Below are 18,347 nucleotides of genomic sequence, written 5' to 3'. Positions count from 1 at the left end.
ATCATGAAACTTACCAAAAAAGAACTCGCTTTTCTCGATCCAACCCATACGGCTAAAACCTTGGTATTGGTTTACTTATGCTTCTCTGTGCCAATCGTTCTATTAGCTTTATTTGTAGCCTTTATCCGTGACGGCGCCATTCCTGGATTCACCGTTCTGTCTGCCCTAATTCTCAATGCACTCCTTGGCTTTGGTTTACTCTGGGTTGCATGCAAGGTTTACAACTGGGTTGCTGGAAAATTCGGCGGTATTGAATTAGCACTTCGTGATCTTCCAGAAGAGGTTGATGCAGAGTAATTGAGATCAATGCGCTCAAATAAAAAGCCGAGAATTTCTCGGCTTTTTTACTTTCTACCTGCTTATTTTTACTGCTTACTTTTGAAATACCTCAGTATTAATTAAGCTTGGTGGCTTCTTGCCATCCAGAGCAGCCTGTAAATTATCAATAGCTAGGTCAACCATTGCTCTACGAGTTTTCTCAGTTGCACTCGCAATATGTGGAGCCAGAACAACATTGCTTAATTTTAATAACTCTGGATTAACTTTAGGCTCACCCTCAAAGACATCTAAGCCGGCAGCAAAAATCTTTTTATCTTTAAGCGCCTGAGCCAAAGCCAAATCATCCACAATTCCACCCCGCGCAATGTTTACAAGGGTTGCAGTAGGTTTCATGAGTGCAATTTCTTTGGCACCGATGGTATGGTGACTCTCAGCGGTATAGGGCAGAACCAATACAACATGATCAGCAGTGCGCAGTAATTCTTCTTTAGAAACATAACTTGCACCACAGGATTTTTCATCAGCCTCTGATAATTGACTGCGATTGTGATAAATCACCTTCATTCCAAAACCAAGCGCACGCTTCGCAATGCCTTGTCCAATGCGGCCCATCCCAATAATGCCAACCGTGCTGTGATGCAAATCCATCCCTAGTGGATTATTCACAATCGACCATTTATCCCAGTGGCCAGCACGCACCCAGTGCTCAGACTCTGTAATACGTCTAGCAGTTGCCATCAGCAATGCAAATCCAAAGTCAGCCGTAGTATCTGTTAGCACATCTGGCGTGTTGGTCGCCATCACTCCAGCGGCGGTAATCGCCGGCACATCAAAATTGTTATAGCCCACAGAGATATTGGCAACAATTTTTAAGTCTTTGGCATTAGCGAGTGCATTGGTATCGATTCGCTCACTACCAGCGACCAATGCCCCTACTACGCTCGATAGCTCTTTTTGCAATTCTTCAGGGGTAAATATGCGATCTTCCTGATTGGATCGAACCTCATAGGATTCCTCTAATTTGGCCAAGGCCTCCGGAAATATGGCTCTAGCCACCAAGATTTTTGGCTTTTTTGTGGTATTTGACGGTGTATTCATAGGGGGAACTTTACCTCAAGTAAATCAGGCTATTTCAGCTAAAATTGGTGTTTTATAACTTAGCAGCCCCCAATTGAGGGCTCTTTAGATTAAACACCATGACTTACGTTGTTACCGAATCCTGCATCCGTTGCAAATACACCGACTGTGTTGATGTTTGTCCAGTTGACTGCTTTCGCGAAGGCCCTAATTTTCTGGTGATTGATCCGGATGAGTGCATTGACTGCGCAGTCTGCGTTCCTGAGTGCCCAGTAAATGCTATTTATGCAGAAGATGATGTGCCTGGAGATCAACAAGCATTTATTAAACTCAATGCTGAGCTTTCTCCTTCATGGACGTCCATTACCAAATCTAAAGGCGCTCTTCCAGATGCTGAAGAATGGAAAGACGTCAAAAACAAACTTGATCAATTAGTAAAGTAATACCTCTACTTCACGAGAATTGATTTGTACTCACCCACAGAAGCTGACGCAGTCATTATTGGCGCCGGTCCTGTGGGCCTCTTCCAAGTATTCGAACTTGGACTCCTTGATATCAAAACTCATGTCATTGATTCACTGCCAGAAATTGGTGGGCAATGCATTGAACTCTACCCCGATAAACCGATCTACGATATTCCTGCAATACCAGTCTGTACTGGGCGCGAACTCACCAATAACCTTCTCAAGCAAATTGAGCCCTTTAAACCTCAGTTTCATTTAGGTCAAGAAGTCACTCAACTAGAAAAACAAGCAGATGGGCGCTTGTTAATTAGCACCTCACAAAATCAGTCCTTTCTAGCGAAGACCGTCTTTATTGCTGCTGGGGTAGGCGCCTTTCAGCCTAGACTCCTAAACCTTGAAGGTATTGATACCTTCGTGGGTAAGCAGGTTTTTTATCACGTCAAAAATCCCGAGCAGTTTGAAGGTAAACGAGTCGTCATTTGCGGTGGCGGGGATTCTGCGCTCGATTGGACACTCTTCTTTGCTGATAAAGGAGCAAGCGTCACCCTTATTCATCGTCGCGATGACTTCAAGGCGGCGCCCCAATCCATTGCCAAGATGCGCGAACTATGTGCCTCGGGAAAAATTGAATTACTCATCGGCCAAATTACTAGCTACGAAACTAAAGAGAATCAATTAAGCGATGTCATTGTTACCGACATCGACGGCAACTCGAAGCAACTAGGCCTGGATGCTCTATTAATATTCTTTGGACTATCCCCAAAGTTAGGCCCCATTGCAGAATGGGGTTTAGATATCGATCGCAAACAAATTGCTGTTGATACCGAGAAGTTTCAAACCAGCATTCCAGGTATTTATGCAGTTGGTGACATTAATATCTACCCCGGAAAGAAGAAACTGATTTTGTCGGGCTTTCATGAAGCGGCTCTAGCTGCGTTTGCTGCTGCTGCCTACCTAAATCCTGATAAGCAAATCCAGTTGCAATACACGACTACCTCCCCTAAGCTCCATAGGGCACTTGGGGTAACCGTACCCACCTCCGAGTAAGTTATCCTTTAATCTATTTACTAAACCCTATTTAGCTATTTTTTATGCGCCAATATCACGATCTCATGAAAGAAGTCCTTGCCAAGGGCGTCCAGAAGTCCGATAGAACTGGTACCGGCACGATCTCGGTATTTGGACACCAGATGCGCTTTAATCTGGCTGAAGGCTTTCCCATGGTCACCACCAAGAAGCTACATCTCAAATCCATCATTTATGAATTACTGTGGTTCCTCAAAGGTAGCACTGATAACAATTGGCTTAAAGACCGTGGCGTATCCATTTGGAATGAATGGGCAGCTCCGGATGGTGACCTAGGTCCTATCTATGGCTACCAATGGCGTTCTTGGCCAGCACCGAATGGTCAACACATCGATCAAATTACTGAAGTTGTTGAGACCATCAAAAAGAATCCCGACTCACGACGCATTATTGTTTCCGCGTGGAACGTAGCAGATATTCCGCGGATGGCTTTAGCGCCTTGCCATGCTTTCTTTCAGTTTTATGTAGCAGATGGCAAGCTGTCCTGCCAACTCTACCAACGCAGTGCTGATATTTTCTTAGGGGTTCCTTTTAATATCGCCAGCTATGCCTTGTTGACTCACATGATGGCGCAGCAATGCAATTTAGAGGTTGGTGACTTTATTTGGACCGGTGGGGATTGCCATTTATATAGCAACCATTTAGAGCAAGTAGATCTTCAACTTTCCAGAGACTTCTTCCCATTGCCTAAGCTGAATATCTTGCGCAAACCAGATTCCATCTTCGATTATGAATTCGAGGATTTTGAGATTGTTGGCTATGAGTCACATCCCCACATTAAAGCTCCTGTAGCCGTTTAAGAAATCCCAGATATGACACAACCTGCCATCTCGATGATTGTTGCGCGCTCACGAAATCACGTGATTGGTCGCGACAATCAAATGCCCTGGAAAATCTCAGCTGATCTGCAGTTCTTCAAGCGCGTGACCATGGGACACCCTGTCATCATGGGTCGTAAGACTTGGGAATCCATTGGCCGCCCACTTCCAGGCCGACGCAATATTGTTGTGAGCCGAAATACTAGCTACGAACCAACTGGTGGGGAATTGGCTGGCTCCTTAGACGAAGCACTCAATCAATTAAGCGGGGCACCGAGAGTCTTTGTGATTGGCGGTGAACAATTATTCAAACAAGCATTTGATAAAGCGGATCGCTTGTATATCACTGAGATCGATATAGATATAGAGGGTGGTGACACCTTCTTCGAAGTGCCCAATGAATCAGACTGGAAGGAAGTAGAACGCACCCCTGGATCTGAAAACGATATTCAATTCAACTTTGTGACACTTGAGCGCAAATAAAAAGGACTCCTCGGAGTCCTTTTTATTTAATCACTCTTGCTTTTACTGAACCACAATTTTTGAGTTCTTAGCAATGCCGGAGATGAATTCAAATTGTTTCTTCTGCGCTAAACCTGCACGAATTGCTGGTTTAGCCTGCTCAAAGGCGGGTGGCTTGCTAGACTTTTTATCTTCTAATCTCACCAAGTACCAACCTTGCTGCAGTTGAATTGGGGCAGATGTTTGTCCTTTGCCAAGATTGACTAAGACAGCAGATATTTGCGGAGGCACCTGCCCAGGCTGAACCCAGCCAGCAGCACCGCCTTGTACTTTATTCGGCGCCAATGAAACACTTTTTGCCACCTTATCAAAAGCCTCGCCCTTCTTGATGCGATTCAAGGCTGCTTGTGCATCTGCTTCTGTAGCAACTGCAATATCACTAATCTTGTACTCCACGATCATGCCTTGAGGACCGAGTGAGGCAACTTGCTTGTTGTACTCTGCCTGAATATCAGCTTCGCTGATGGGATTTTGCGCCATGAATGTAGAGAGCTCTAGATCTGCCAAATAATTTTGACGAATCATCATTAACTGAGAGTTTGCTTTTTCAGAATTGGCTAAGCCATCTTTTTCAGCCTGTTGAGATAAAAGCAAAACCTCGATGAACTTTTCTATCACGGCTCTACGTAACTCTGCAGAATCTTTTTGCCCCTGTGAAAGAGCCACCTTAATGCCTTGCTCCACCATATCGTTTGTGATGATGGCGCCGTTTACTGAAGCTGCTGCATTAATTGGCAGGCCACTTTGCTGAGCATATACAGAGCCACACAAAGCAACAGTCAAAATACTGGCAGAAATCAAACGGACTGATAGTGGTTTTAGTCGATGTAAAAGGGAGTTCATGAGTATTGCTCTTTCTAGGCTTTTTCTTAAAAGTAGCTCCAATAGTAACAGTAGCCCAGACAGTAAAATGAGCGTATGTGCGTTCAATACCTCACAACCACCAATATCGATTGGGTCAAGACACATTTTGACCTTGATCTACCAGTCTCAACTGCGCATGACGTCTTTCCGACCTACCCTGGAAGCATTGTTTTAAAAAGTCACAACACCCAGCGTACCGCCATTGGGCCAGCGCGCTTTGGATTAATGCCCTCTTGGGCAAAAGATGAAGACTTTGGCAGAAAGACCTATAACGCGAGATCAGAAACCGTTAGTGAGAAACCTTCTTATAAGCACGCATGGTCAAAACGTCATTACGCATTAGCTTTAGCAGATGCATTTTATGAACCCTGCTATGAATCCGGTAAAGCTGTACGCACCAAGATTCAACAAGCGAATCATGAGCCTATGGCAATCGCCTCTATCTGGGATACCTGGACCGAGCCAGAAACGGGCGAATTGATTGTATCTTTCTCTATGCTGACGATTGCGGCAGGCAAGCATCCCCTCATGAATCGCTGCCACAAGCCTGAAGATGAGAAACGCACGGTCGTACCCTTGCGACCTGAGCTATTCAATGATTGGTTAAATGCCACCCCCGATACAGCGCAATCACTTTTAAATCTTGAATCCATTCCTGAACTTGTTTTCTCTGAATAAGCTCAAAACTAAAAAGTGATTACTGGAGTCATAGGTTGATAAGGATCAGCAGATTCCGTCTCTAATGCTTCAGCCTCTTGTTCCCCAACGGGAACATTAAAAGATTTGGAATTGAGTCGCTGCTTTGTCTGCAAATTGATTTGTTGTTGAGTTAAGTCAACCGGTCCAAAGACCCCCTCTGCCGGGGAAATCTTTTGATCATTAAAAGATTTCAGTTGTTCAGGGGTGTAGGGAGAGAAAGTCTGGACCCCTTGATTGGATGGGGTTTGCCCTAGTACAGCAAAACTGATGGCCATGAAGACGGCGCCTACATGCCAGCAATAACGATTTCGATCTCTTTTCATTGTCTGATTGTATGAGGGTTATGCAAACCCATCACATCAATTAACAATCTGCAGATAAAAAGTATATTTATTACAATGCTTGCATGCGTTTATATCGTCTAGTCCTCATCACACTCTGCATCCAGCCATTGGCTGCTTTGGCGATTGACTTACAGCCTAACGATATCGTTGCTCCGCTACCCGGCAAAAACCATGCAATGATTAGTTATCTCAATACGGATAACAGCACTTACTATCTCAATGGCTCAATCCCGCCAAATACTCTGAAATATAAATCCTTACAAAATCCTAATATCAGCACCCAAAGTGCCATCCTGCGGGTTAGTACTTCATATACCCTGAGTAGTTTACCCGCCATCTCGTATGTACAGTTACCCTATGGAACCATTAAGCCTGCTGGCTCACTCAATCAATTCCCAACTATTACCGGCGCCAGTATTGGCTCAGATACAGGTATTGGAGATACCACCTTTGCAACGGCAATTTGGCCTTATGCAGATAGGGAGGCTAAAAAGTATTTTGGTATAGCAGGCTATTTCACGGTGCCAACTGGCAGCTATAACAGTCAGCGCCTGACAAATATGGGTGAGAATCGCTATAAATCCGATATTCAAATGGGTTATCAACAACCTATTGTGGAAAATTTAGATGGCATGATCGCGGTAGACACCATGTGGTTTGGAGGCAATGGTTCATGTCAGGCCTCATGCCTCTCAACAACGCCAACAACCCTAAATCAAAAACCCCTAACAACCACACAAGTAGGCCCTATTTATAAAATTAATCAGACCTATACCGTGGGTGCTTCTTATTTTTATGTGGCGGGTGGAGCAACTACAGTTGGTAACGAATATAAAAATAATGTTATCAATACCCAACGATTCTTGCTGAGCGGCTTAGCGTACTATCCGTTTGGCAGGATCAGCCTGCAATATGGTCGGGATATGGAGATTAAGAACGGCTTTGTTGAAACACGCCGTCTTGCCCTGCGCTTCACCACTGAGTTCTAAATTGAGTTTATTAGCGGCTTTATTTAAACCGCAGGCGCTCACGTATCGGTGTAAGTCGCATTAGCAGAAGTAAAGCAATCACTCCGGCATAGATCGAGACTGTTTGCAAATCATTCTTACCGGCCTTATGCCACCAATAATGAGCTATTGCTGTACAAGCAATTACATAAATTAATTTGTGCAGTAAAGACCAACGGCGACCTAGCTTTTTTACAGCCCATGCAGTTGAGGTCACTGCCAAGGGAATTAACAAAACTAGACTCAAAAATCCCATGGTAATAAATGGCCGCTTGAGAACATCATGGATCATCGCCTGTAAATCGAGACTTTGATCCAAGAAAAACCAAATGCAGAAATGAATGCTGGCGTAGAAAAAGCAGAACAATCCAAACATGCGACGCATCTTGATCCAAATGCTAGAGCCTGTCATCAGGCGTAAGGGTGTCATTGCTAAGGTGACACACAAAAACACCAAAGCCCAAGTACCGGTGGATCTGGTAATAAATTCAATAGGATTAGCACCTAAGTCATCTGTGTATGCAAGCCAGACCAATCGACCCAAGGGAATAAGGGAAGCAAGAAATAAGATGCTTTTAAAATACTTCATCAGTAGATGTTAAACGACCCCATCAATCTTCACTGATGGGGTCGTTGTTATTAAACAAACCTTAAGGTAAAGGCTAAACCAGGCTTATGCCAAGCTCAAACCTTCTTTATAAAGCGGGAAGTTACGAACAGGCCTACCAATTGCTGCAGATACGGCATTTGCAACTGCTGGGCCAACTACACAAATCGTTGGCTCACCCACTCCACCCCAGAAATCATAAGTTGGCACTAGCACCGTTTCAATTCTGGGTGTAGAGGCTAACTTCAGCATTGGATAAGAATCCAAATTCTGTTGCTTGATACGTCCATTTTCAACCGTGATCTCTGGATTGAAGATAGCACCCAAAGCCATGGCTACAGATCCTTCAATTTGCTCACGCGTTAAGTAAGGGTTAACAACATGGCCAGAGTTCAAAGCAAAAACTAAGCGCTTGACGTGAACCATATTGCCATCAACCGAGACCTCAGCAACACAAGCAGAGTAACTGGCATAGCCCATGAATTGCGCTACCCCGCGAAAGGTGCCTGCTGGAAGTGGTTTATCCCAATTGGCTTTCTGAGCAGCAGCATTGAGCACACCCAAATGCTTAGGATGACTTTGCATCACGGCCTGCCTAAATTTCACCGGATCCTTGCCAGCCGCTTTGGCACACTCATCCATAAAACATTCCATGAAAATACCATTCTGATTGGTATTCACACCACGCCATGGACCCACGGGCACATGCGTATTCTTCATGACGTATTCAGTCAATAAGGTTGGGAATGTATAGCCTAACTGAGCATCAGGGCCGTTTTCATACAAACCTTGAAGCTGCCGCTCGTCCTTACCGTTTTTAATGGCTGTTGGCGCAAGTGTGGCATTAATAGATTGACCCGAGACTTTGATGTGCATCCCCGTCACATTGCCACTGCCATCAATACCTGCAGTCATTTTTGCCATAGCGATTGGATGGTAATAGTCATGCGTCATATCTTCTTCACGACTCCAGAGCACTTTTACAGGTACACCTGGGTATTTCATGGCGACCTTAGCGGCAAAAGTGGTGAAGTCTTGAGTAGAGCCACGACGACCTAAACCACAGCCAGAGTCCAATTTATAGATTTCACAATTGGCTAGCGGAATTCCTGTTGCTTCTGATAATGCCGCTAACGATCCTTCGCCATTTTGTGTAGGCACCCAAGCCTCAGCACGATCGCCACTAATTTTGACGGTGGCATTCATAGGCTCCATCGTGACGTGAGCGCGATACGGTGTGTAATAAACAGCTTCTACTTTTTTAGCCGAGCCATTAATGGCCTCAGGCGCATCGCCCACCTTACGCTGCCAGAAGTCGCCTTGCTCATCTAAGCCCGCACGCAGCATCTTATCGATATCAACCTGGGAAACGTTAGCGCTCTTACCTTCATCCCACACGATTGGTAAAGCACTTAAAGCAGTATTGGCACGCCACCAAGTGTCCGCAACCACCGCAAGCGTACTGTCATTAATTTGAACCACACCTTTAACACCGCGCATATTTTTGATCTTCGCTTCGTCATAACTGACTAGCTTGCCGCCGAATACAGGGCAAGACTTCACTGATGCGCTCAACATACCTGGCATTTGTAAATCTGCGCCATACACTTTAGTACCATTTACTTTATTGGCGGTATCTAAGCGCGCATAAGGCTGACCAGCAACCTTCCAGTTACGAGGATCTCTTAAGGTGATTGATTTAGGATCTGGCGGAGTTAGGGTGGATGCCAGTTCAGCAACTTTGCCGAAGGTAGTTTTACGACCTGTCGGCACATGGGTAATCACACCCTTGTTGACTGTCAATTCGCTGACGGGAACATTCCACTGATTTGCGGCAGCTTGTACTAGCATGATGCGAGCTGCGGCTGCACCACGGCGCACATAGTCTTCAGAGATACGAATGCCACGACTACCGCCCGTTCCATGCTCGCCCCACACCCTTTTACGAGCCAAACTTTGTCCAGGCGTTGCAGACTGGGTTTTGACATTCTTCCAATTGCACTCCAACTCTTCAGTAACGAGCTGCGCTAGGCCAGTACGCGTGCCCTGACCCATTTCTGAACGCGCTATTCTGATATACACCGTGTCATCTGGTTTGATGCTTACCCAAGCGTTGACTTCAGCCTCGCCAGTCTTGGGCGGAGAGTTTGGATCGTATTGACCAGCCTGCGCAAAAGCAAATTCAGGCAAAGCACCTACTCCCAACATCAAGCCACCACCAACTAAGGTGCCCTTGATAATAAATTCGCGACGTGAATGATTTTCTAGTGTCATGTTCTTCCCCTTAACCACGAGTCGCAGGAGAGGCTTGGTATTGCGCCAACACATCTGCTAGTTTTTTCTGACCAGAGGCGACATGAATACCATCTCGGATTTTTTGATAGGTACCACAACGGCAAATATTGGACATTGCGTTATCGATATCTGCATCCGTAGGTTTTGGAATTCTCTTCAGTAGCGCTGCAGCTGCCATGACTTGGCCAGACTGGCAATATCCACATTGTGGAACATCCAGTGCAATCCAGGCTTTTTGAACTGGATGAGTATTGTCTTTGGAGAGAGATTCAATGGTTGTGATCTTGGCAGCACCAACAGCAGATACGGGAATCGAACATGAACGCACAGGTTCACCATTCATATAGACAGTGCAGGCGCCACACTGAGCGACTCCACAACCATACTTTGTACCTGTCAGCCCTACGACCTCTCGGATTGCCCACAGCAAGGGCATATTAGGCTCTACGTCGATATTCTGGGTTTGTCCATTGATATTTAACTGCATGCTGCCTCCTCTGTTTTATTTTCAAATCACTATAAATCATTATTGTCTTTTTGCGGGTGCACATCAATTTTTACCAAATGGTGAAATCACCCCCTCCAGAGGTATTTACTGCTATCGAAGCTAGGCGGAATTTGCTATCCTGAGACCTCAATTAAGGACATTTATGACAAACGAAAATCAATCCCAAAACGACGAAGATTTTGACTATGGGTGTGAGTGCGCCATGACGCTACTCAATGAGCCAACGGAGGATTGTCTCAACGACCTGATTGATGAATTAGATGAAGACGGGATGATCGCTACTGAAGTGGTTTATGGCTTATTGGCCACGATTTTGATGAGTCTGAACGAAGAAGATCATGAAGGCGAAGAGCACTAGCCTTTAAGACTCCACTTGCAAGGCAAAAGCATCCATTGTTTTTGCCATTTGTATATCTAACTCAGTCAAGGCTTTTGCTGAGTGCGTGCTCAGATGCACGACAACCTTATTCCAAGTATTCATCCAATCTGGATGATGATCAATTTCTTCGGCGTATTGGGCACATAAGGTCATGAAGGCAAACGCCTGCTGGAAGTCTTTAAAAACAAACTCCCGCCGAATTTGAATACCCGAAGGCTCAAGAGTCCAAAGCGGAATTACTCTCTTTAGATCAAAGTCTTTTGGTAAAGCCTGATAGCTCATTTAGTCTCCACACTTTGCGATAGGCGCTTTAAATCCTCTGCATACAACCAGCGCCATTGACCTTCAGCAAGATCTGCAGGCATGACATATGCGCCGATTTCAGTCCGATGTAACTTGGCAACATGATTACCCACAGCAGCCATCATGCGTTTTACCTGATGATAGCGACCTTCCACAATCGTCATTGCTAAGAGATGATCAGACAGTTGCTTGCATGCAGTCGCGTAGCATGGTTTTGGATCATCATCCAACATTACACCATTCATCAGATGCTCTATTTGAGATTGTGTAATCGTCTCTGGAGTTGTGATCTCATACACTTTGCCAATATTCTTTTTGGGTGTCGTCATTTTATGAATGAACTGACCATCATCAGAGATTAATAACAAACCTGTCGTGTCATAGTCTAGGCGCCCTACACATTGCAGACCTCGCTCAACAAAAGGGGCTGGCAATAAACTATAGACGCTGGGGTGATGAGTAGTCTTATGAGAGCACTCATAATTGGGTGGCTTATGAAAAGCGATATACGCTTTTTCGTGATACTCCCAGTCCTTGCCCTCTACATTCAGTATGAGACCTTCAGTAGAAATACGTTCCTCGGGATCTTCTGCCATCACGCAGTTGACCTTCACGAGGTCAGCATAGACCAAGTCAGCGCAATAGCGCCGCGTGCCAAAACCTTGGCTAAAGAGGATCTTTTCAAGGGAAATCGGTTTTGCCATATGCAGCAGAGAATACTACAGAGCACTACTACTTTACAGGCTTCGCCGTCAGGAATTCATTATCATGAGAGTATCCATTTGATTTGAATCCTCCCTATGCTTCCCGATCCAAAACCACGCACACCATTACACACTCGAGAAATTACCTTTCAAGGATTTGCAAGGGAAGATGGCCTATGGGATATTGAAGGCCACCTCAAGGATTACAAGGCAACACCATTTGTCACTGGTGCAACGACTTGGCAACCTGGTGAAGCTTTTCATGACATGTGGGTGCGTCTCACATTGAATGATGATCTTGTCATTAAAGATATCGAAGTCAGCATGATTGGTCATCCGCACCCTGAATGCCCTCAAGCAATTCCTCCCATGGAAGGACTGATCGGTGAGCGCTTAGGCAAGGGTTGGCGCAAGACCATCCAAACCCATTTAGGCGGGATTGCTGGTTGCACCCATTTGCGCGAATTACTCAACAGCTTGGCAACAGCCGCCTTTCAATCGATACCAAGGGCGCTATTTGATCCTGATGAAAACAAGCCACCACTCTATCTGGGCACTTGTAAATCCTGGGACTTTAACGGCCCGGTTGTAATGCGCATCTATCCCCAGTTTTACCGCTGGAAAGACCAAGACAAAAAATCTTAGAGCTCTCCGCGGTGAATATTGAAGGGACTAAATGCCTGCTGAATTGGCATGAGTTCAAGCACATTGATGTTCATATGGCTTGGTAAAGTAGCTGACCAATAAATCGCCTCTGCAACATCATCAGCACTTAAAGCCTTTACGCCTGTATAAACCTTGCCGGCTTTATCGTTATCACCCTTAAAGCGCACGTTTGAAAATTCTGTTCCAGCGCACATGCCAGGCTCAACGCAGGTCACACGAAGTGGGGTGCCAATTAAATCAGCGCGTAAGTTCAAACTAAATTGCTTTACAAATGCTTTGGTACCGCCATATACATTGCCACCAGGGTATGGGTAGTTTGCTGCAACCGAGCCGATATTAATGACGTGACCACACTTACGCTCAACCATACCGGGTAAAAATGCGCGACTCATATGAACTAGACCCTTGATATTGGTATCTATCATGCGATCCCAATCACTCAAGAACGCTTTATGGGCAGGCTCTAGACCCAAAGCCAAGCCGGCGTTATTGACCAAGACCGTGACATTGGCAAAGTCAACAGGTAGAGTACTCGCCAATGTATCTACTTTGGCGCTGTCACAAACATCCACCGCTAAAGTGAGTAACTTCTTTTGTTGATCTGCCGGCAAAGATGCTTTGAGTGCCTCTAAACGCTCAGTTCTTCTACCTACTGCAATGACCTTGTGCCCATGAGCCAAAAATCGACGAGCGGTTGCTTCGCCAAATCCAGCAGTAGCACCAGTAACTAAAACGGTATGTTCCATATTGCCTCTTTATTTTCTTAAATGATGTATGGATGAATTATTCACCCATTTAGGTTCTGTTTTTAATCAACTGCAAAATATTTTTAAACTGGGGATGCTCAGAAGTCTTGAGCCATTCAAATGCCAGCATTTCAGCACCGAGTAAAGCAACCCCCTGCCGAGCTAAACGATCTAGAGCTAACTGTTTATCTTGTGGCAATCTGCTGCCACTAGCCTCAGCGACAAGTGCAAGCTCATAGCCCGCATCCAATAAACCCAAAGCCGTTTGCATCAAGCAAACGTGCGCTTCACAACCAGCCAATACGATCTGTGAAATTTTCGGGTTAATGGCTTTAATCGAATCAACCAAACCATCCGCAGCAGCATTAAAAGAATGCTTTACAAGTGTTTGACTACAGAACTGTTTAATGCGCTCATCATTGGGCCCAAGACCCTCTGGGTTTTGCTCAGTCCCCAAAATTGGAATCTCTAAAACTTGTGCTACCTTAGCTAAAAATAGTGCTGAAGCAATAGTACCCTCTCCCTCATGAATGCTCGGCATTAAGCGAGTTTGATAGTCAACTAAAACAAGAATGCTGGTGGCTTGATTGATCATGATGTAGAAAATTATTCAGTTATTTTTTCTTAGGCAGGCGAAGTGCTAAGTTATCCAAATAGTGCGCCATTAATTCATCCGCGCCCTTGCCAAACATTCGGATACGACCCGTATGATTTAGTAGTAACACCCCAACAATATGGGCAAATATGGCTGTCAATTCAGAGTCTACCTCTTTAGCATTGCAAGCCAAATTGCGCAGAGCCATTTCCTGAGGGCGCATGGCATCTCTTAAACGTGTATTGAGCGCTTGGTCCCATTCATTCCCTAACCCGCGTGGCTTCAACCCTTGAAAGAGATAGAAGCCCAAATCTAAGTCTCGTGGGTTGTCTCGATAGAAGCGATAAAACGCCAAAGCACTCTGACGCAACTCTTCAAATGCATTGCCTTTTGAGCTTGTACTTTTTTCAGCTGCAGCACTGACAAACTCATTCAAGCGCTCAAGTGATTCCGCCAGTAAGGCGCCATAAATCTCTTCTTTATTAGCAAAGTAACTGTAGATTGCGCCTGCGGTATAGCCAGCACGCTTAGCAATCTCACGCATGCTGACTGCCTCCAAACCAAACTCAATAAATACCGATGTTGCGGCACTCAAAATATGCTTGCGCTTGGCATCGGCTAGGGCCTGCTGACGAAGGTCTCGAGGGGATGCAATGGCTTGATTCATGGGTTAATTATACAACTGTAGCAATAATTGAACAGTGTTCAATTATTGTGTATGATTTCAGCTATCACCAATATTCAGCCCCAGGACTTCTATGAGCCAAAACACTACTCCATTCATGACCAGCAAAGACTATCAAGAGTCCTTGCGCGCCTTAAAACCGACGGTATATGTTGATGGTCGTCTTGTAGAGTCGGTGGCTGATGAGCCCTCTTTAAGACCGGGCGTACAAGCCCTGGGGGTGACCTACGATATGGTGCACGATCCCGCATTAGCGCCCTTAATGCTCGCAGATCAAAATGGTGTGCAAGTACCTCGCATGCTGCACATCAACCAATCCTCAGGTGATCTCCTTAATAAATTAGAAGCAATACGGGTACTGTGCCAAGAAACAGGCTGTGCTCAACGCTATTTGGCGCATGATGCATTAAATGCTATCGGCCAAGTATCAGCACATATTGATGATGCGCGTGGAAGCAATGAGCATCGCGCAAAGTTTGCAGAATATCTTTCACACGTTCAGCAAAACGATTTATCACTTGGCATTGCCATGACTGATGCTAAAGGTGATAGATCACGTAGACCACATGAACAAGCAAACCCCGACACCTATGTTCATGTGGTCTCACAAGATGCAAAAGGTGTGGTCATTTCAGGAACTAAAGCCATTGTGACTGGTGCACCCTATATGCATGAGTTTTTAGTGATGCCGGGCCGGAATATGAGCAAAGAAGATGCCGCCTTTGCAATCTGCTGTGCAGTCCCTATCGATGCCAAAGGCATCACCATTGTTGCCCGCCCCGCTGGGCGCCCAGGCGATAAAGTGGAACATGGCAAGCCGCTGTTTTCCAGTAAATACGGGCAATCGACTGGTGTGGTGATTTTCGATAAAGTATTTGTGCCTTGGGAGCGCGTATTTTATGCGGGCGAGTGGGAACACTCTAGCGTGCTGACTTATAGCTACGCCACTCATCATCGTCACAGCTGTATTGCAGCAAGAGCGGGCTTTGGAGATCTCTTGATTGGTGCTGGCGCCTTGATGTGTGAAGCCAATGGATTTGATCCAGAAACTAAATCTAACTTGCGTGATCCCATGGTTGAGCTCATCAAAATTACCGAGGGGTTTTATGCCTGTGGCGTTGCTGCCAGCGTCTATGGCACACAAGATCCTCACAGTAAATCGTTTATGCCTGAGCCTGTGTTCTCTAATATTGGCAAACTATTACTAGCTACACAAATTTATGACATGCATCGCCTGGCGCATGAAGTATCGGGAGGTCTCATCGTAGCGCTACCTGGCCCTGATGAAGATCACAACCCAGCAACGGCTGCCACTCTAGCAGAGGTATTGCGCGCTAATCCAGCAGTCCCCTACGATAAGCGTATTGAAGTAGCCCGCTTCATTGAAGATCTGACAGCTTCGTATCAAGGTGGTTGGTATTCCGTGATTAGTCTGCACGGTGGTGGATCGCCTGCAGCCATGAAAAAAGAGATCTATCGCCAATATCCAATCGGTAATAAAGTGGAATTGGTAGAGCGCTTATTGGATCGCGGGGTATTGACCAGCAATCAAGAGCGCGCAATTACCAAAAATAAACAGCCGGGCCGTTGCTGTGATCAAGGCTGTAGCGCTCCTGGTCAAGCAGTGATGGTGCCACTACCAGAGCCTGGCAGAAGAACTTAACTCTAGAACTTTATTTATTTACTAGCCTGCGGAGTCAATTCAAGCTTTTGCACATTAAATTGCTGAGCTTGAAGCCGCTGGAGTAATTCTTCATAGACTTTCTGATCAAGCTGCGGTGTTCTAGAGAGTATCCAGAGATATTCTCGCCTAGGATCGCTCACCGCAGCTAATTGATATTGGGAGTCTAAATCGATTACCCAGTAATCACCCCAAACCATTGGTAAAAATCCAAGCCACGCAGGAGCAAAACGCACCTCCAGCTTTGGAGAATCTTTTGCGCCAATTTGTCTCGCGGTACCCTCGGCCTGTGAGGTCTCGCCATCAGCTCCTTTGCAACTATTGAGTACCTTTAAATTGCCATCTGCTCTCACTGAATAGACCGCCTGGGTATTGCTCAGACACTTTCTTTGAAACCAGTTTGGAAATTTAGCAATCTCATACCAAGTCCCCAAGTAACGCGGAACATCTAGGGATGAAATGGTTTTTACTGGAGTATCAGCAGCCTGACTAAAGACAGATGTGCTGAATAGAAAAAGAAAAGTGCTAAAAACTGATGAGTAAATTAGATTCATCTATTAATAGTACTTCTTTAAATCCATACCAGCGTACATACTGGCTACTTGGTCAGCATAACCATTAAACATTTGAGTCTTGATCTTGGGCGCAAACATACCCTTAGCGTCGCCAATTCGCCGCTCTGTAGCCTGACTCCAGCGCGGATGATCCACCTGTGGGTTTACATTGGAATAGAAACCATATTCACGAGCATCAAATTGACTCCAACTCGTCTTGGGCATGTCTTCGGTAAACCGAATTTTGACAATTGACTTTGCACTCTTGAAGCCATATTTCCAAGGCACCACAATTCGCACAGGTGCCCCATTTTGTTTTGGCAATACTTCGCCATATAAGCCAAAAGTAAGCAGTGTAAGCGGATTCATGGCCTCATCCATCCGCAAACCCTCGCGATAGGGCCACTCAATAATATTGCTACTGATTCCCGGCATTTGTTTACGGTCAGCCAGCGAAATAAATTCTACAAACTTGGCCGAACCTAGAGGCTCAACTTTGTTAATGAGTTTTGATAAAGAATATCCATCCCAAGGAATCACCATCGACCAACCCTCGACACAACGCATACGATAAATGCGCTCTTCCATTGGGGCCAGTTTTAATAAGGCATCTATATCCAGTGTTATGGGTTTTTTCACCAAACCTTCAACCGAAATCGTCCAAGGCCGTGTTTGCAAGCTACCTGCATAAGCAACAGGATCTGATTTATCTGTACCGAACTCATAAAAGTTGTTGTAACTCGTTACATATTTATAAGGTGTAGCTTCATCTTTAACGCTGTAAGCAGAATTGAGCGTTGCAGCCAATTTATCGGGAGTGGAGGCAAGCGCTTGCCTTGAAAACCAAGGGGCTAGCGCCGCACCAAAACTGCCGGCAGCAGCAGCCTTGATTAAAGCGCGACGATTCTCAAAAACGGTTTGGGGTGTGATATCACTAGAAAGAATTGATTTATCAATAAAGCCCATGGCATGCTCCATCAAAGTAATAGAGCTATTTTGCTACTGATATGGATTTGTTGCTCAGACCACAGATTAAACCTGGGCCTCACGCATCTTATTAAGCAATAGAAGGCTATGCTTATCCAGGCCACCAACCATGCCGGCCAAGACGGGATAATCCTTAACCAAAGTTTCTCCGCCATAAAAGCGGAGTAGCCACTCAGGAAAACTACGCTCTGCGACTTCCCGAATTTCCAGTAGCTCAATGCGATGATGGCGCTTATCTTCCTGAATACGCTTCCATACTTTCATGACATTGGCACGCTCGCCCTCAATGGCCTGTCCAAATTGCTGGTTGTCATAAAACAAGATGCCAGTAATACCATGTCGTAGATTGAACGCACGGGCTGATTCCAATAGGCGCATCAGACCCAAGAAGGACATATCAGAGACGGCCTCGCTTAGATAAGTTAACTCAACAAGGTCTTTTGGTTTTGGCATGAAGACTATCGAAAAATGGATGGC

The 18,347-nt window shown here is 45.4% G+C and carries 24 protein-coding genes; 10 read left to right on the top strand and 14 right to left on the bottom strand.

Annotated features, from left to right (window positions below; genetic code table 11):
• Window positions 1-3: 3 nt before the first annotated feature.
• Window positions 4-297, top strand: a complete 294-nt coding sequence (locus tag FD968_RS02125; RefSeq protein WP_215367155.1) for a hypothetical protein — start codon at window positions 4-6, stop codon at window positions 295-297.
• Window positions 298-372: 75 nt separating this feature from the next.
• On the opposite strand, the gene FD968_RS02120 is transcribed toward FD968_RS02125, so the two are convergent.
• A complete protein-coding gene (locus FD968_RS02120; RefSeq protein WP_215367154.1) occupies window positions 373-1,377 on the bottom strand; it encodes a D-glycerate dehydrogenase in 1,005 nt (334 codons plus the stop codon).
• Window positions 1,378-1,475: 98 nt separating this feature from the next.
• Here FD968_RS02120 and fdxA point away from each other — a divergent pair, with 98 nt between their 5' ends.
• Genes fdxA through FD968_RS02100 form a run of 4 tightly spaced genes read left to right on the top strand, consistent with a single transcriptional unit; the run spans window position 1,476 to window position 4,207 of the window.
• Window positions 1,476-1,799 (top strand): ferredoxin FdxA, encoded by a 324-nt coding sequence (gene fdxA / locus FD968_RS02115; protein WP_215367153.1) that lies wholly within the window; start codon window positions 1,476-1,478, stop codon window positions 1,797-1,799.
• Window positions 1,800-1,823: 24 nt separating this feature from the next.
• Window positions 1,824-2,867, top strand: a complete 1,044-nt coding sequence (locus tag FD968_RS02110) for an NAD(P)/FAD-dependent oxidoreductase (RefSeq protein ID WP_251367607.1) — start codon at window positions 1,824-1,826, stop codon at window positions 2,865-2,867.
• Between the two features lie 44 nt (window positions 2,868-2,911).
• Entirely contained in the window at window positions 2,912-3,706 is a 795-nt protein-coding gene (locus tag FD968_RS02105; protein WP_215367152.1) for a thymidylate synthase, read from the top strand.
• A gap of 12 nt (window positions 3,707-3,718) precedes the next feature.
• Window positions 3,719-4,207 carry a dihydrofolate reductase gene (locus FD968_RS02100; protein ID WP_215367151.1) on the top strand — a complete coding sequence of 163 codons (489 nt, stop codon included), beginning with the start codon at window positions 3,719-3,721 and terminating at the stop codon, window positions 4,205-4,207.
• Window positions 4,208-4,249: 42 nt separating this feature from the next.
• Here FD968_RS02100 and FD968_RS02095 read toward each other — a convergent pair whose 3' ends face one another.
• The gene (locus FD968_RS02095; protein ID WP_215367150.1) at window positions 4,250-5,089 is read right to left on the bottom strand and encodes a peptidyl-prolyl cis-trans isomerase; all 840 of its coding nucleotides are present in this window, start codon (window positions 5,087-5,089) and stop codon (window positions 4,250-4,252) included.
• A gap of 75 nt (window positions 5,090-5,164) precedes the next feature.
• Between FD968_RS02095 and FD968_RS02090 the strand changes: the two genes are divergently transcribed.
• Entirely contained in the window at window positions 5,165-5,788 is a 624-nt protein-coding gene (locus tag FD968_RS02090) for an SOS response-associated peptidase (RefSeq protein WP_215367149.1), read from the top strand.
• Window positions 5,789-5,796: 8 nt separating this feature from the next.
• Here FD968_RS02090 and FD968_RS02085 read toward each other — a convergent pair whose 3' ends face one another.
• Window positions 5,797-6,132, bottom strand: coding sequence for a hypothetical protein (locus FD968_RS02085; protein WP_251367606.1), 336 nt, complete (start codon window positions 6,130-6,132; stop codon window positions 5,797-5,799).
• A gap of 83 nt (window positions 6,133-6,215) precedes the next feature.
• On the opposite strand from FD968_RS02085, the gene FD968_RS02080 reads away from it, so the two are divergent.
• Window positions 6,216-7,142 (top strand): transporter, encoded by a 927-nt coding sequence (locus FD968_RS02080; RefSeq protein WP_215367148.1) that lies wholly within the window; start codon window positions 6,216-6,218, stop codon window positions 7,140-7,142.
• Between the two features lie 19 nt (window positions 7,143-7,161).
• On the opposite strand, the gene msrQ is transcribed toward FD968_RS02080, so the two are convergent.
• The 3 genes from msrQ to FD968_RS02065 form a co-directional block, all read right to left on the bottom strand.
• Window positions 7,162-7,749, bottom strand: a complete 588-nt coding sequence (gene msrQ / locus FD968_RS02075) for a protein-methionine-sulfoxide reductase heme-binding subunit MsrQ (protein ID WP_215367147.1) — start codon at window positions 7,747-7,749, stop codon at window positions 7,162-7,164.
• Between the two features lie 84 nt (window positions 7,750-7,833).
• The gene (locus FD968_RS02070; RefSeq protein ID WP_215367146.1) at window positions 7,834-10,041 is read right to left on the bottom strand and encodes a xanthine dehydrogenase family protein molybdopterin-binding subunit; all 2,208 of its coding nucleotides are present in this window, start codon (window positions 10,039-10,041) and stop codon (window positions 7,834-7,836) included.
• A 10-nt stretch (window positions 10,042-10,051) separates the two neighbouring features.
• On the bottom strand, window positions 10,052-10,549 hold the full coding sequence (locus FD968_RS02065; RefSeq protein ID WP_215367145.1) for a (2Fe-2S)-binding protein: 498 nt from the start codon (window positions 10,547-10,549) through the stop codon (window positions 10,052-10,054).
• Between the two features lie 163 nt (window positions 10,550-10,712).
• Between FD968_RS02065 and FD968_RS02060 the strand changes: the two genes are divergently transcribed.
• On the top strand, window positions 10,713-10,928 hold the full coding sequence (locus tag FD968_RS02060; RefSeq protein ID WP_215367144.1) for a hypothetical protein: 216 nt from the start codon (window positions 10,713-10,715) through the stop codon (window positions 10,926-10,928).
• A gap of 3 nt (window positions 10,929-10,931) precedes the next feature.
• Here FD968_RS02060 and FD968_RS02055 read toward each other — a convergent pair whose 3' ends face one another.
• Together FD968_RS02055 and FD968_RS02050 are read right to left on the bottom strand one after the other, a co-directional pair.
• Window positions 10,932-11,231 (bottom strand): 4a-hydroxytetrahydrobiopterin dehydratase, encoded by a 300-nt coding sequence (locus tag FD968_RS02055; RefSeq protein WP_215367143.1) that lies wholly within the window; start codon window positions 11,229-11,231, stop codon window positions 10,932-10,934.
• Window positions 11,228-11,956 carry a pseudouridine synthase gene (locus FD968_RS02050; protein ID WP_215367142.1) on the bottom strand — a complete coding sequence of 243 codons (729 nt, stop codon included), beginning with the start codon at window positions 11,954-11,956 and terminating at the stop codon, window positions 11,228-11,230. The genes FD968_RS02055 and FD968_RS02050 overlap by 4 nt, the downstream gene beginning before the upstream one ends.
• 96 nt (window positions 11,957-12,052) lie before the next feature.
• On the opposite strand from FD968_RS02050, the gene FD968_RS02045 reads away from it, so the two are divergent.
• Window positions 12,053-12,601: a DUF2889 domain-containing protein gene (locus tag FD968_RS02045; RefSeq protein WP_215367141.1), complete on the top strand. Its 549-nt coding sequence runs from the start codon at window positions 12,053-12,055 to the stop codon at window positions 12,599-12,601.
• On the opposite strand, the gene FD968_RS02040 is transcribed toward FD968_RS02045, so the two are convergent.
• From FD968_RS02040 to FD968_RS02030, 3 genes are read right to left on the bottom strand one after another with little or no spacing between them, the layout of a single operon-like run.
• A complete protein-coding gene (locus FD968_RS02040; protein ID WP_215367140.1) occupies window positions 12,598-13,368 on the bottom strand; it encodes an SDR family NAD(P)-dependent oxidoreductase in 771 nt (256 codons plus the stop codon). The genes FD968_RS02045 and FD968_RS02040 overlap by 4 nt on opposite strands.
• A 49-nt stretch (window positions 13,369-13,417) precedes the next feature.
• Window positions 13,418-13,963 carry an isochorismatase family protein gene (locus tag FD968_RS02035; protein ID WP_215367139.1) on the bottom strand — a complete coding sequence of 182 codons (546 nt, stop codon included), beginning with the start codon at window positions 13,961-13,963 and terminating at the stop codon, window positions 13,418-13,420.
• A 19-nt stretch (window positions 13,964-13,982) separates the two neighbouring features.
• Window positions 13,983-14,630 (bottom strand): TetR/AcrR family transcriptional regulator, encoded by a 648-nt coding sequence (locus tag FD968_RS02030; RefSeq protein ID WP_215367138.1) that lies wholly within the window; start codon window positions 14,628-14,630, stop codon window positions 13,983-13,985.
• 91 nt (window positions 14,631-14,721) lie between these two features.
• Between FD968_RS02030 and FD968_RS02025 the strand changes: the two genes are divergently transcribed.
• Entirely contained in the window at window positions 14,722-16,311 is a 1,590-nt protein-coding gene (locus FD968_RS02025) for a 4-hydroxyphenylacetate 3-hydroxylase family protein (RefSeq protein ID WP_215367137.1), read from the top strand.
• Between the two features lie 14 nt (window positions 16,312-16,325).
• On the opposite strand, the gene FD968_RS02020 is transcribed toward FD968_RS02025, so the two are convergent.
• The 3 genes from FD968_RS02020 to FD968_RS02010 form a co-directional block, all read right to left on the bottom strand.
• Window positions 16,326-16,883: a lipocalin family protein gene (locus tag FD968_RS02020; RefSeq protein WP_215367136.1), complete on the bottom strand. Its 558-nt coding sequence runs from the start codon at window positions 16,881-16,883 to the stop codon at window positions 16,326-16,328.
• 3 nt (window positions 16,884-16,886) lie between these two features.
• Window positions 16,887-17,849, bottom strand: a complete 963-nt coding sequence (gene msrP, locus FD968_RS02015; protein ID WP_215367135.1) for a protein-methionine-sulfoxide reductase catalytic subunit MsrP — start codon at window positions 17,847-17,849, stop codon at window positions 16,887-16,889.
• Window positions 17,850-17,915: 66 nt separating this feature from the next.
• Window positions 17,916-18,323, bottom strand: a complete 408-nt coding sequence (locus FD968_RS02010; protein WP_215367134.1) for a BLUF domain-containing protein — start codon at window positions 18,321-18,323, stop codon at window positions 17,916-17,918.
• Window positions 18,324-18,347 lie beyond the last annotated feature (24 nt).

It is taken from the genome of Polynucleobacter sp. AP-Titi-500A-B4, from assembly GCF_018688095.1.
GTDB lineage: Bacteria > Pseudomonadota > Gammaproteobacteria > Burkholderiales > Burkholderiaceae > Polynucleobacter.
This window is presented reverse-complemented; position numbering and strand designations above follow the sequence as displayed.